This window comes from Bacillus coreaensis (genome assembly GCF_050586445.1).
Classification (GTDB): domain Bacteria; phylum Bacillota; class Bacilli; order Bacillales; family Cytobacillaceae; genus Robertmurraya_A; species Robertmurraya_A coreaensis.
Window position 1 is genome coordinate 170,070 of record NZ_JBOCCY010000005.1, and the last position, 13,450, is coordinate 183,519.

Below are 13,450 nucleotides of genomic sequence, written 5' to 3' on the forward strand. Positions count from 1 at the left end.
AAGCAAGCATTCTCATATAAAAGTATGTAAATAAATTTGTTAATATGCCAAGAAAGGAGTAACAAGATGATTGACTCTTTAAAGAAGTATAAATGGTTGATTGTTGGGTCTTCTGTTATCGCCATTGTAATGCTAATTTACGCCTTCGGTCTTGTAAACAACAAAGAGGAGGCAAATGAATGGACGATTCCGAGTGAGGAAGAACAAGATCTGGAAATGTCTGAAGAAAGGCTTGTTCCGGAACCTGATGTAAAGAATTTAGTAGATGTAAAAGGAGCAGTAAAGAATCCTGGTGTCTACGAAGTAACGTTGGATGAAAGAGTAATCGATGTTATCGATAAGGCTGGAGGATTAAAGGAAGGAGCAGATGAGACAAAAATAAACTTTGCTGGGCGAGTAACAGATGAAATGGTATTGTATGTTCCATTAATAGGAGAAGAAGGAGAAAATATGATTGTGTCTGCCGGTCCTGGTTTTACCTCTACTAGTCAAGGAGACGGCAAAATCAATATTAATAAGGCTACTTCTGATGAATTGCAGAATCTCCCTGGGATTGGACCGTCTAAAGCAGAAGCAATTATAGTCTATCGTGAAGATAGCGGATTATTTCAAACGATTGAGGATTTAAAACTTGTTACTGGGATTGGTGATAAGACATTTGAAAGGCTACAGGATCAGATTATTGTAAAATAACAAGCATTGACTAAAATCGACAATTTCCCTTAGACTAGTAGAAAATGAGAAATCGGAGTGGGGAATATGAGCAACCATCGCTTAACTTGGGATCAATACTTTATGCTAAATGCGCATCTGATAAGTATGAGAAGCACATGTAATCGACTGAATGTAGGTTCGGTATTGGTAAAGAATAATCGAATCATTTCAACTGGTTATAATGGTGGGATTAGTGGAGATGATCACTGCCTTGATGCAGGCTGTTACGTCGTTGATAATCATTGTCTTCGATGTTTGCATGCCGAAGAAAATACGATCCTTCAGTGTGCACTTGAAGGAGTTTCCACAAAGGGAAGTCAAATTTATGTGACTCATTTTCCATGTATACATTGTATGAAAAAGATTCTACAAGCGGGTATCACAAAAATTTATTATACGCATGATTATAAAAATCATGAATATTGTTATCATCTTCTTCGTATAAGCAATGTGGAAGCAATAAAGCTAGAAATGGATATTGAAAATGAGCTTAACAATAAAAATGATAACTCAGGACGTTTAAGTTGGAATTTTCAAGAATAATATAGTTTGATCTAAACACGATCCAAGGGGTGATAACTTGCAAGGGAAAGGGATCTATTTTGCAATTGCTTCATTACTTGCTCTGGTTATTGCTTTTCAGACCCATGTTGTTGCCAAGGTCTCACTCTTTTTAGTTTTGGTCTTGTTTTTGTATTACAAGCGGTTCTCGAAAAGGAAAGTTTTTATCATCTTGTTGATTGTTCTTGTTTTCTATACGAAGGCAAGAATTGATATAAACAGAAATGAATCTGGTTTTCATGGGAGTGAGACACAGTTTACAGTTTTGTTCGAAGATGAAGTAACGCTTAATGGCAGTCTCCTAAGTGGTTTTGCAAAGGATACAACAGGAGAGAAGTTATTAATTAAATACCGAATGAAATCCGAGGAGGAAAAGTCTAGTTTAAATAAGGAAAGACTCCTTGGATATTCTTGTCAGTTAAAAGGTAGCTTAAAAACAGTAAATGGACAAACCAATCCTAATGCTTTTGATTACCACTCTTATTTAACTCATCAACACATTCATTGGCAGTTAGTTGTTGATCAATGGGGGGATTGTAAAGAGCTTAATGGACCTATTCTTCTTATCAAAAAGCAAAGGCAACGGTCAATTGCATTATTGGAAACGTATTTTCCTAATTCCGTCGCTTCCTTAGCCAGTGCATTGCTGTTTGGAGAAAGACAGATACTTGATCCATCCTTAGAGAAAGCGTATCAAAAACTTGGAATCATCCATTTATTAGCTATTTCTGGAGCAAATGTTGCTCTTTACGTAAGCATCATTCATTATATTGGTGTGCGTTTAGGAGTGACAAGAGAACGGATGCTTGCTGTCCTTCTTCTCTACCTACCAATCTTTACTTATCTGTCGGGAGCCTCTCCTCCCGTGTTTCGAGCAGCGACGATGATGTTTCTATTTTTGTTCCTTCGCCTCGTATCACAATCAAAAATGGCCAGTCTAGATATTTGCAGTATCGTATTCATGGTTTATGCATTTCTTTCACCTTATCTCCTCTTTGATGTAGGGTTTCAGCTCTCCTTTAGTGTGACCTTCACATTGCTTCTTTCCACCAAAGGATTATTAAAACCATCTAAATTCCTCTTAATAAAAGCATCATTTATTTCTCAGTTAGCTTCTCTCCCTATCGTTCTTTATCATTTTTATGAATTTTCTCTGTTGTCATTGTTGGCAAACCTCATTTATATTCCCATTTTCACAATAATCATAAACCCTAGTTTTATCGCTCTGTTTTTTCTGTTATTCATCTTTGGAGAAGCTGTCACTATTATGGTAAAGCCAGTGGATTTTGCGATTACCTTAATGAACCAATTAACTGTCGGTATAGCTTCTTTTCCGTATCAGACAGTCACCATTGGTCGTCCTTCCATATGGATGGTACTTCTCCTAATAGGCTCAATTGTCTATTTACTCTACAAATGGGAGACAGGGAAAACAAGGAAAAGCCAACTAGTTTCAATCCTTCCTTGTGTTTTTGCCCTCGCTTTCTCCTACTGCTTATCTCATTATTCTTTCTCGGGACAAATCACTTTTGTTGATGTTGGGCAAGGAGATAGTATCGTAATACAAAATGGTTTTCATAAAAAAACGTATGTGATAGATACAGGAGGGACTATTTCTTTTAATGAGGAGGAATGGGAAAAGCCGAAAAATCCTTTTGAAGTTGGAAATGATATTCTCGTCCCGTTTTTAAAAGGGAAAGGGATAAGCACAATCGATAAACTAATATTAACGCATGGTGATATGGACCATATTGGTGGAGCAAAGTCTGTTCTCGAAACAATGAAAGTGAATGAATTAATCCTTCCTTATGTTTCGAATCGTTCCAGCTTGGAAAATGAAATTATTCAACTAGCAAAGGAAAAGAATATAAGCATCATATTTGTGAAGAACGGTATGAGTTGGGAAGAAAAGGGGGCGACCTTTAAAATCGTGAATCCCATTATTGAACTAGAGGATCGAAACGATAATTCAGTGGTTATTCATGTAAAATTAGGAGGGTTATTTTGGTTGTTTACGGGAGATTTAGAGGAACAAGGAGAAGAGAGGCTATTGAGAGAGTATCCTACCTTACCAGTGGATGTGTTAAAAATAGGACATCATGGCAGCAAAAGCTCTACATCTGCTAGTCTTCTTCAGGCCTATCACCCGAAGGTGGCAGTGATATCTGTTGGAAAGAGTAACCGATTTGGGCATCCACATCAAGAAGTTTTGGAAGGGTTAAAGGAAAGAAATATAAAAATTTTTCGTACGGATACTGATGGGGCGATTAGTTACACTTTTCAGAATGGAATAGGAACCTTTTCTAAACAGATCCCATATGATGTAACAAATCCATAAAAAAGAGACTGCAGTAGCAGTCTCCTTATGTTTTATGTAGCAGAACAGAAACATTATGCCCCTACGAGTTTAATGACAGTTGCAATGATAAATAAAGTTGCAAAAAAACCGAAGGAAACGATGAACCCTACACCAGAATCAACGGCGTCATTACGTTTACTTTGCACATTTTTCTCAAATTCGTTCACAACTACCCCTCCTAATCAATCTTAGTATAAGCGATTTCATAAAAAAAATCTACCGCTCCTCTATTTCTTTTCCTTACTTGTCAGTGATTGTCACAAATACTTTTTAGATGTACGGTAACAATAATGATACAACGGGGGTTATCGCTGTAAAAGGAGTATCCTAGGCCTCTTTTTTCAGCGTTTCTATAGATGGGAATTGGTCAGGAGATTGATCAATTCCCTTTAAAATGCTTGTCAAAACCTTGATCCTTCATTAGGATAAATAAGTAACCTATTTTCCTGAACGGAGCGAGGAAAAGTGATTTTTGATTTATGGAAACAAATTAAGAGGAAAGAATTTTCTCCTATTTACGTTTTGTATGGAACGGAATCGTTTTTAATAAATGAAACAAAGCAGCTTTTTATACAAAATGTTTTGGACGAAGATGAAAGTGATTTTAATCTATCCACCTATGATTTAGATGAAACACCGATTGAAGTGGCATTAGAGGATGCCGAAACAATCCCATTTTTAGGGGATAAAAGGCTTATATTTCTAAATAACCCAGGTTTCTTAACGGCTGAAAAAACGAAGGACAAAGTGGAACACCAGCTAGGAAGACTAGAACAATACATGAAGGAACCGTCTCCTTATTCGATTGTTGTGATGGTAGCGCCATATGAAAAGCTGGACGAACGAAAAAAACTTACAAAAGAGTTAAAGAGAACAGCTGTAGTGTCTGAAGCAAAAAAACTGGGGGAACACGAACTAAAGAATTGGATTGTCCAAAGAGCTAAGACAAATGGAACAAGCATTGATGATTATGCAGTAGAGCGGATGCTCGCATTAGCTGGGACAAATCTATTTTTATTAACCTCAGAGGTGGACAAGCTTAGCTTATACTGCAATGAGACAAAACAAATTGATGCTGAAACAGTCGAGAAGCTCGTGTCACGCTCACTTGAACAAAATATTTTTACACTTGTCGATAAGGTTGTGCATCGAAAAGTAGACGAGGCATTACGTATTTATTATGATTTGTTAAGGCAAAATGAAGAACCATTAAAAATCTTAGCAATTATTGCGGGGCAGTTTCGTTTAATTTACCAGGTGAAGGAATTAGCAAGACGTGGATACGGTCAACAGCAAATGGGAGGGTATCTAAAAGTACATCCATTCCGTGTGAAGCTAGCTGCAGGACAGGCGATGCAATTTAGTGATGAAGAGCTGACGAAAATCATGAAAATGTTAGCAGATGCAGATTATCAAGCGAAAACAGGTGGAATGAACAAGGAGCTTCTTATTGAAATGTTCTTATTTCATTTACATACTGGTTCATAAAGGTTTGAAAAAAGCTAGATCCTAAAAGGATCTAGCTTTTTTATCTATGATATAGCAAAAAATTAAGAGTTTAATGAGTTTAATTTCTTCATTAAACGAGACTTTTTGCGAGCAGCAGCATTCTTATGGATAAGACCTTTCGCTGCAGCTTTGTCAAGTTTACTTGCAGCAAGAGCATAGCTCTCTTGTGCAGTAGTAGCGTCACCGTTTACGATAGCTGATTCTACTTTCTTAACAGCAGTACGTGTTGCAGATTTCACCATCGTGTTACGTGCATTACGCTCTTCGCTTGTTTTCACGCGCTTGATTGCAGATTTAATATTTGGCATTCCTTTCACCTCCTACAAAGCATCGAGATTATATACTCGACTATCACCATTCATTAATTTACGTAAATTAAGAACAAAACACATTTTATCATTCGGTGAATACTATTGCAATACTTTTCAATGGAAATATATCCATCGATATCCCACGAATTGAATGGTTTCACTTAGATAAGGAAATAATAGTTGCTAGTTTATTATCTAATTTGAAGAAAGAGAGGGGCATATGATGAAAGAATCAATAGATTTAAGTAAATACTCCATCCGTACCGATTTGGCAGTAGAAGCAAGGGAGATGGTGATTGCAAGCAGGGGGAGAAATGTAACAGATGAACAAGATCTCTCAAATATAAATGGTGTGGTTATTAAAGAAAAAGAAGAGAACGGGATCAAGCTATCGTTAGTAGAAGTGTCGAAGGAAGGAGAGAAAGAGCTAAATAAAAAAGCTGGAAAGTATTTAACTATCGAAGTACAAGGGATTAGACAACAGGACACAGATTTACAAAAAAAAGTTGAAGAAACGTTTGCGAGAGAATTTTCCCATTTTTTGAGTGGATTAGGAATAAATAAAGATGCCTCCTGTCTTGTTGTTGGGTTAGGGAATTGGAATGTTACTCCTGATGCACTTGGTCCACAGGTGTGTGAAAATCTATTAGTTACACGACATTTATATCAATTAAGTCCTGAAAGTGTGGACGAAGGTTATCGACCAGTGAGTGCGTTAGCTCCTGGTGTTATGGGCTTAACTGGTATAGAAACAAGTGACATTATTTTGGGAGTGGTTGAAAAAACGAAGCCTGACTTTGTTATCGCAATTGACGCGTTAGCTTCGCGATCCATTGAGAGGGTCAATTCAACGGTTCAGATATCAAATACTGGAATCCATCCAGGATCTGGGGTAGGAAATAAGCGTAAGGAGCTTAGTGAAGAAACATTAGGAATTCCGGTGATCGCAGTGGGTGTGCCAACGGTGGTGGATGCGGTTTCCATTACAAGTGATACGATTGATTTTATTTTAAAACATTTTGGGCGGGAGCTAAAAGAAGGAAATAGACCTTCTAGGGCATTAGCGCCAGCAGGAATGACTTTTGGTGAGAAGAAGAAATTGACTGACGAAGATATGCCTGAAGAACATCACCGAAATACATTTCTAGGGATGATTGGTACTTTAGAAGATGAAGAAAAAAGAAGATTGATTCATGAAGTATTATCTCCGCTTGGACATAACTTAATGGTAACACCAAAGGAAGTGGATGTTTTTATTGAAGATATGTCCAATTTAATTGCAAATGGATTAAATGCGGCTTTGCATGATGCCGTAAACCAAGAAAATGCAGGTTTCTACACAAGATAGATTGCGTCTAAATTTATTGTTCTACCTTCTCTAGTAAGTACATATCATTTACTAGACTAGGCTAAGAGGTGGAATAATGAAACTACAAAAAACGCCCTATGTTGTAACTATTCAAGGGACAAGCATTTTAAAGCTCATTTTATCTTGTTTGTTGTTGATTTTCCTACTCTTTTCTGTGAGCGGACTATTAACTTCTTTAAACCCACAATATCAGCTTAGGTCATCGAGTGTGAACAAAGCGACAATGAATGTGAGCGGAAATGTACTCTATCAGTTGATGGCTAGAGAAAACCATTATTTTATGAGCGGATTAATAGAAAGAGATGAAGTTCCGAGTATGTCGAGTGTCTTGTTTAAAGCCTCCACAAATGTGAATCTTGATGATCCACGCAGCTTATTAGGAAGAGAACTCCCGGGGTTTTCCTTATTTGATGGGAAAATTCTTGTTGCTGGTGAAGGTACCAATTATACGAATATGCCAATTGAATCAGCTCCACCAGAGGAAGCATTAAAGAAAGAAAATGAGGCAAGTTTGCAAAATGTGGATGACATAAAAGAGGATGAATCGAAACCGAGCGCCCCACCTTCTTTAACGACAGGGGATAAAAAGGTGGCGTACATTTATTTCTCTCATACAAGAGAATCATATCTCCCATACTTAGAAGGGGTAACCAATGCCAATAGTGCACAACACTCAGAAATCAATGTGACAAAAATTGGCGATCGCCTTCAAGAAAAACTAGAAGGTTATGGGGTTGGTACGATTTTAGATAAAACAGATGTCACGGATCGATTGAATGCAAATGGCTGGACATATGGTCGTTCATACGATGCATCAAGACAGATGGTTCAAGAGGCGATGGCTAGTAACTCAAATCTTTCGTATTTAATAGATATTCACCGTGATTCTAAAAGAAAAGAAGATACGACAAAAGTAATTAATGGTAAGTCCTATGCAAAGCTAGCTTTTGTTGTTGGGGCTGAACACCCAAATTATGAAAAGAACCTTAAGCTCGCAACAGAAATTCATTATAAGCTCGAGGAAAAATATCCTGGTATTAGCAGAGGGATTATCCAAAAAAGTGGAGCTAGTACAAATGGCCGTTTCAATCAGGACCTTTCTGGTAATGCTCTATTAGTAGAGTTCGGCGGAGTAGATAACAACTTTGATGAGCTTAATCTCTCTGCTGATGCATTTGCAGATGTCTTTAGCGAGATTTTCTGGGAAGCTGAAAAGGTGAATTATCCAGTAACCGTTCCTTCAGAGGAACAATAATGTTAATTTAGGTGATAGTTATGAAAATGTTTATGTTTAAAAGCATATTGCTAATGTCTCTCATGTTTGTGTCGGTATTATTTGGAATGCAAATTGCAAACAATGGGATCGTAAGCATGAGGGGGTTTGAGGATCCCGATTTTAAAGGTGCATTCACCATTAGCGAGCAAGAAGAAAATGTCCAAGTATCAGTACTAGGAAATAATGTAGATAGTCACGATATTAATAAAAAGAGAGAGCAGCTAGAAGAGATGGAAGCCTATAACTTTTTTTCAGACTTAGGTAAAACACTAGCAGACATAGTAACGGGAATAGTAGATATTACAATTGATCTGATTAAAAATAGCTAGGAATGCGGCAATCTCAGGATTGCTGTTTTTTCTTTATAAGCCTAGCTCCAGTTGCTTCCGCTTTTCTCTATTGAATCTTGGATACCCTACTGCTATAATCAAAAATAGTGTATACGTGCGAAGTATAGTAGGAGTGAACCGAATGAACAGACAAGACAGACTAAATAGACAAGAAAAAATCAGGAATTTTTCTATCATTGCACATATTGACCATGGAAAATCCACATTAGCTGACCGTATCCTTGAAAAAACGAATGCGTTAACAGCTAGAGAAATGAAGGATCAGCTACTAGATTCAATGGACCTTGAAAGAGAACGTGGAATTACCATTAAATTAAACTCTGTGCAATTAAAATATCAAGCAAAGAATGGAGAGATATACACTTTCCATTTAATCGATACACCTGGGCACGTCGACTTCACGTATGAGGTATCCCGAAGCTTAGCGGCTTGTGAAGGTGCTGTCCTTGTGGTAGATGCAGCACAGGGGATTGAAGCTCAAACATTAGCAAATGTTTACTTAGCGTTAGACAATGATCTTGAAATTGTTCCAGTTATTAACAAAATTGACTTACCAAGTGCAGATCCAGAACGTGTGCGTAACGAGATAGAAGAAGTAATTGGACTAGATGCATCTGAAGCGGTTTTAGCAAGTGCAAAAGCAGGAATTGGAATTGAAGACATTCTAGAGCAAGTAGTAGAAAAGGTTCCTGCACCTACTGGGGATCCAGAAGCACCATTAAAAGCGCTAATTTTCGACTCTCTTTATGATGCGTATCGCGGAGTGGTAGCTTATATCCGTGTTGTAGATGGTACGGTAAAGGTTGGAGACAAAATCCGCATGATGGCAACGGGAAAAGAATTTGAGGTTACTGAAGTAGGGGTATTCACACCAAAATCAACTCCAGTTCCAGAACTAACTGTTGGTGATGTTGGATTCTTAACTGCAGCTATTAAAAATGTTGGAGACACACGAGTGGGGGATACGATTACTAGTGTGAAAAATGGAGCAACAGAAGCCTTACCAGGTTACCGCCGTTTAAATCCAATGGTATATTGCGGTTTATATCCAATTGATAGTGCGAAGTTCAATGATTTACGAGAAGCATTAGAAAAGTTAGAACTAAATGATTCTGCACTTCAATTTGAGCCAGAAACATCTCAGGCGCTCGGGTTCGGCTTCCGTTGTGGGTTCCTAGGATTGCTCCATATGGAAATTATTCAAGAGCGTATTGAAAGAGAGTTCAAGATTGACTTGATTACAACAGCACCAAGCGTTATTTATCATGTGATTATGACGGATGGTACGGAAATTAAAGTTGATAATCCATCGAATATGCCAGATCCACAAAAAATTGCACGCGTTGAAGAGCCATATGTAAAAGCTACAATGATGGCTCCTAATGACTATGTGGGTGCAATTATGGAACTATGTCAGGAAAAACGAGGGATTTTTATCGATATGCAATACATGGATGAGACTCGTGTAAACATTGTGTACGAGATCCCTCTATCAGAAATCGTTTATGACTTCTTTGATCAATTAAAGTCAAGCACAAAGGGTTATGCTTCATTCGATTACGAGTTAATTGGATACAAGGAGTCCAAACTTGTTAAGATGGATATTCTTCTTAATGCTGAAAAGGTGGATGCGTTAAGCTTTATTGTTCATAAAGACTTCGCATACGAACGTGGAAAGATCATAGTCGAAAAGTTGAAAGAATTAATACCTAGACAACAGTTCGAGGTTCCTATTCAAGCAGCAGTTGGGCAAAAAATTGTAGCGCGTTCTACCATTAAAGCGATGCGTAAAAACGTATTAGCCAAATGTTATGGTGGAGATATCTCGCGTAAGCGTAAGCTACTTGAAAAGCAAAAAGAAGGTAAAAAGCGAATGAAGCAGGTAGGTTCCGTAGAGGTACCTCAAGAAGCGTTCATGGCCGTGTTGAAAATGGATGATACAAACTCAAAGAAGTAGATGATTTGATTTTAAAGGAAAGGTTAGATAAGCTTGATAAATCAAGTGGTCTAACCTTTTTTCGTTGCAAAAAAGTTATAATTTAAGGTTGTGTAAAAAATGGTAAAAGCAGCATATATTCATATTCCGTTCTGTGAGCATATTTGTCACTATTGTGATTTTAATAAGGTTTACTTAAAAGGCCAGCCTGTGGATGAATACTTAGACGCACTGGAGGAGGAAATTCGATTAACACTTGAAAAAAATCCTGCAGAGCCTCTTCATTCCATATTTGTTGGCGGAGGAACTCCAACTTCACTAAATGAAAAACAATTACAACGATTATTGTTTTCCATAAAAAAATATCTTCCATTGGAACATCATGCAGAGTTTACGTTTGAAGCCAATCCAGGTGACTTGTCCGATGAAAAGTTTCGTGTATTATTTGAGGGTGGAGTTAATCGATTAAGCTTTGGTGTACAGACCTTTGATAATCAGTTGCTAAAGGCGATTGGAAGAACACACCGAGCGGAAGATGTGTTCACCTCAATTGAAAAAGCAAAAAAAGTTGGGTTTGAGAATATTAGTGTAGATTTAATCTATAGCTTGCCGAATCAAACGCTAGATAGTTTTAAAGAAACATTACAAACGGCTCTCTCCCTTGATATTCAACACTACTCTGGCTATTCCCTCATTATTGAACCCAAAACGGTGTTTTATAACCAAATGAGAAAAGGGAAGCTGCCGGTTCCGGGAGAAGATGCTGAAGCGGAAATGTATTCGGTACTGATGGAGCAAATGCAGCTAGCCGGATTTCAGCAATACGAGATTTCCAACTTTGCTCTACCAGGACACGAGAGCAAGCATAATTTAACATATTGGAATAACGAGGAATACTATGGGTTTGGTGCTGGTGCTCATAGTTATGTTGCTGGAGAGAGAATTGCCAACCATGGTCCTTTAAGAAAATATATGGATCCCATTTGGAATGGCGCTCTACCCTCTCATAATATTCACAAAGTGGAGAACAATGAAATGTGGGAGGAAGAAATGTTTCTCGGTTTAAGGAAAATGGAAGGAATCAATGTGGACCGCTTCTTTCAAAAATTTGGAGTAGATCCGCTTTCGCTATTTAAGAAAGAGATAGAGTCTTTACAAGGTCGTGACTTAATCTCTGTACATGAGGGCAATATTGCATTAACAAAAAATGGGCGGTTTTTAGGAAATGAAGTGTTTCAGTCATTTATCGGTGTTATCTAAATGTTGACATATGGCCCTAACATTTGATAATTTATTATTAGATTTAGCACTCGTTAGAAGAGAGTGCTAACAGAGGTGATGAAACATGTTAACAGATCGTCAATTGTTAATTTTTCAGGTGATTGTTGATGATTTCATTCGTTCTGCTCAGCCGATTGGATCTAGAAGTTTGTCGAAAAAAGAGGATATTAGTTTTAGCTCTGCTACGATTCGTAATGAGATGGCTGATTTAGAAGAGCTAGGCTTTCTTGAAAAGACACATACATCTTCTGGAAGAATTCCGTCCGAAAAGGGCTATCGTTTTTATGTAGATCATCTTCTTGCGCCACAGAAGCTTGATCAGCATGATATGCAATCGGTTAAATCGATTTTTGCTGAAAGGCTTTATGAACTTGAAAAAATCGTACAAAAATCTGCAAAAATATTATCTGAGCTGACCAATTATACTTCTATTGTTCTTGGACCTGCGGTTAGAGAAAATAAGCTTAAAAAGATCCAAATTGTTCCACTTAATAAGGAAACAGCTATCGCAATCATTGTGACTGATAAAGGACATGTAGACAATCGAATGTTTCATCTTCCTGAGGGGTTAGATGCAAGCGATATTGAGAAAATGGTCAATATCCTTAATGAACGTCTAACGGGTGTGCCACTTGAAGATTTAAATGAAAAGATCTACAAAGAGGTAGCCACTTTACTTAGACAACATATCCGCAATTATGATTCCATGCTCCATGCATTCGCTGATACGTTGAAGATTCCATCAAATGAAAAGGTGTTTTTTGGTGGAAGAACCAATATTCTCAGTCAACCGGAATTTCATGATATCGAAAAGGTAAAAAACCTTTTAAACATGATTGAGCATGAAAAAAGTATGTACGATTTGATTCGCAAAAACCCGACGGGAATTCATGTGAGAATTGGAAAAGAAAATCACAATTCAGCAATGGAGAATTGTAGCTTAATTACGGCTACGTATTCTGTTGGTGAGGAACAACTTGGGACAATTGCTATTTTAGGTCCTACTAGAATGGAATACTCTCGAGTGATCAGCTTATTACAAACGATTAGTCAAGATTTAACTTCTGTACTAACAAATCTGTATCAAAATAAATAACGGTGGTGATGATGTTAAGGGGAATCTTTCCTTAACATCTACCACTACTTATAAATGAGGAAGGACCACATTTAAGGGAGGTGAGTAATTTGGCAGAAGAAAAAAGCACATTAAATGAAGAATTACAATCTTCTAATGAAACAGAAGCAAGCTCAGAAGGTATTGAAGAAGTTTTTGCTGAAGAAGAAGTGGTAACAGAGGAAAATCTTGAAACTAATTCTGAGGACACTCGTATACAAGAGCTAGAAACAAAACTTCAAGACGCTGAAAATCGTTACTTACGCTTGCAGGCTGATTTTGATAACTCTCGTCGCCGGGCCAGAATTGACCTTGAAGCGGCGCAAAAATATAGAGCTCAAAGCTTAATCACAAATTTATTGCCAGCTCTAGATAATTTTCAAAGAGCTCTACAGGTTGAACCTGATAATGAACAAACAAAGTCATTATTACAAGGGATGGACATGGTTTATCGCAGTCTGTTTGAAGCGTTAAAAGGTGAAGGCCTTGAGGCAATCGAAGCTGTTGGTCATCCATTTGATCCGCATATGCATCAAGCGGTTATGCAAGTAGAGGATCCAAACTTCGAATCAAATGTAGTTGTAGAGGAATTCCAAAAGGGGTACAAGTTAAAGGATAAAGTCATCCGACCGTCGATGGTCAAGGTGAACCAGTAATCCCTACATAATAG

At 37.6% G+C, this 13,450-nt stretch carries 13 protein-coding genes; 11 read left to right on the top strand and 2 right to left on the bottom strand.

Annotation, left to right across the window (positions count from 1 at the left end; genetic code table 11):
* Positions 1–66: 66 nt before the first annotated feature.
* The 3 genes from ACQ5H4_RS10085 (at position 67) to ACQ5H4_RS10095 (ending at position 3,613) form a co-directional block, all read left to right on the top strand.
* Positions 67–693 (top strand): helix-hairpin-helix domain-containing protein, encoded by a 627-nt coding sequence (locus tag ACQ5H4_RS10085; protein ID WP_430774803.1) that lies wholly within the window; start codon positions 67–69, stop codon positions 691–693.
* 66 nt (positions 694–759) lie between these two features.
* Complete coding sequence (locus ACQ5H4_RS10090) at positions 760–1,257, top strand: deaminase (RefSeq protein ID WP_430774804.1); 498 nt, start codon at positions 760–762, stop codon at positions 1,255–1,257.
* Positions 1,258–1,294: 37 nt separating this feature from the next.
* Complete coding sequence (locus ACQ5H4_RS10095) at positions 1,295–3,613, top strand: DNA internalization-related competence protein ComEC/Rec2 (protein ID WP_430774805.1); 2,319 nt, start codon at positions 1,295–1,297, stop codon at positions 3,611–3,613.
* A 53-nt stretch (positions 3,614–3,666) separates the two neighbouring features.
* Here ACQ5H4_RS10095 and ACQ5H4_RS10100 read toward each other — a convergent pair whose 3' ends face one another.
* Positions 3,667–3,801 carry a YqzM family protein gene (locus ACQ5H4_RS10100; RefSeq protein ID WP_084361972.1) on the bottom strand — a complete coding sequence of 45 codons (135 nt, stop codon included), beginning with the start codon at positions 3,799–3,801 and terminating at the stop codon, positions 3,667–3,669.
* Between the two features lie 298 nt (positions 3,802–4,099).
* On the opposite strand from ACQ5H4_RS10100, the gene holA reads away from it, so the two are divergent.
* Complete coding sequence (gene holA / locus ACQ5H4_RS10105; protein ID WP_430774806.1) at positions 4,100–5,122, top strand: DNA polymerase III subunit delta; 1,023 nt, start codon at positions 4,100–4,102, stop codon at positions 5,120–5,122.
* Positions 5,123–5,184: 62 nt separating this feature from the next.
* Here the strand turns inward: holA and rpsT are convergent, their stop codons facing one another.
* Entirely contained in the window at positions 5,185–5,451 is a 267-nt protein-coding gene (gene rpsT / locus ACQ5H4_RS10110; protein ID WP_119709192.1) for a 30S ribosomal protein S20, read from the bottom strand.
* Between the two features lie 226 nt (positions 5,452–5,677).
* Here rpsT and gpr point away from each other — a divergent pair, with 226 nt between their 5' ends.
* From gpr to grpE, 7 genes are all read left to right on the top strand, one after another.
* Entirely contained in the window at positions 5,678–6,802 is a 1,125-nt protein-coding gene (gpr, locus tag ACQ5H4_RS10115; RefSeq protein ID WP_430774807.1) for a GPR endopeptidase, read from the top strand.
* A gap of 76 nt (positions 6,803–6,878) precedes the next feature.
* Positions 6,879–8,078 carry a stage II sporulation protein P gene (spoIIP, locus tag ACQ5H4_RS10120; protein ID WP_430774808.1) on the top strand — a complete coding sequence of 400 codons (1,200 nt, stop codon included), beginning with the start codon at positions 6,879–6,881 and terminating at the stop codon, positions 8,076–8,078.
* A gap of 20 nt (positions 8,079–8,098) precedes the next feature.
* Positions 8,099–8,428 carry a YqxA family protein gene (locus ACQ5H4_RS10125; protein ID WP_430774809.1) on the top strand — a complete coding sequence of 110 codons (330 nt, stop codon included), beginning with the start codon at positions 8,099–8,101 and terminating at the stop codon, positions 8,426–8,428.
* A 142-nt stretch (positions 8,429–8,570) separates the two neighbouring features.
* Complete coding sequence (gene lepA, locus ACQ5H4_RS10130; RefSeq protein WP_430774810.1) at positions 8,571–10,406, top strand: translation elongation factor 4; 1,836 nt, start codon at positions 8,571–8,573, stop codon at positions 10,404–10,406.
* Positions 10,407–10,505: 99 nt separating this feature from the next.
* Positions 10,506–11,645 (top strand): radical SAM family heme chaperone HemW, encoded by a 1,140-nt coding sequence (hemW, locus tag ACQ5H4_RS10135; RefSeq protein ID WP_430774811.1) that lies wholly within the window; start codon positions 10,506–10,508, stop codon positions 11,643–11,645.
* An 85-nt stretch (positions 11,646–11,730) separates the two neighbouring features.
* On the top strand, positions 11,731–12,762 hold the full coding sequence (hrcA, locus tag ACQ5H4_RS10140) for a heat-inducible transcriptional repressor HrcA (RefSeq protein WP_430774813.1): 1,032 nt from the start codon (positions 11,731–11,733) through the stop codon (positions 12,760–12,762).
* An 89-nt stretch (positions 12,763–12,851) separates the two neighbouring features.
* The gene (gene grpE / locus ACQ5H4_RS10145) at positions 12,852–13,436 is read left to right on the top strand and encodes a nucleotide exchange factor GrpE (RefSeq protein ID WP_430774814.1); all 585 of its coding nucleotides are present in this window, start codon (positions 12,852–12,854) and stop codon (positions 13,434–13,436) included.
* Positions 13,437–13,450: the final 14 nt, after the last annotated feature.

Excerpts from the sequence above, each read along its gene's own strand:
- ACQ5H4_RS10085 (WP_430774803.1), top strand. The coding sequence starts at position 67 with ATGATTGACTCTTTAAAGAAGTATAAATGGTTGATTGTTGGGTCTTCT.
- ACQ5H4_RS10090 (WP_430774804.1), top strand. The coding sequence starts at position 760 with ATGAGCAACCATCGCTTAACTTGGGATCAATACTTTATGCTAAATGCG.
- rpsT (WP_119709192.1), bottom strand. The coding sequence starts at position 5,451 with ATGCCAAATATTAAATCTGCAATCAAGCGCGTGAAAACAAGCGAAGAG.
- gpr (WP_430774807.1), top strand. The coding sequence starts at position 5,678 with ATGAAAGAATCAATAGATTTAAGTAAATACTCCATCCGTACCGATTTG.
- spoIIP (WP_430774808.1), top strand. The coding sequence starts at position 6,879 with ATGAAACTACAAAAAACGCCCTATGTTGTAACTATTCAAGGGACAAGC.
- ACQ5H4_RS10125 (WP_430774809.1), top strand. The coding sequence starts at position 8,099 with ATGAAAATGTTTATGTTTAAAAGCATATTGCTAATGTCTCTCATGTTT.
- lepA (WP_430774810.1), top strand. The coding sequence starts at position 8,571 with ATGAACAGACAAGACAGACTAAATAGACAAGAAAAAATCAGGAATTTT.
- hemW (WP_430774811.1), top strand. The coding sequence starts at position 10,506 with ATGGTAAAAGCAGCATATATTCATATTCCGTTCTGTGAGCATATTTGT.
- hrcA (WP_430774813.1), top strand. The coding sequence starts at position 11,731 with ATGTTAACAGATCGTCAATTGTTAATTTTTCAGGTGATTGTTGATGAT.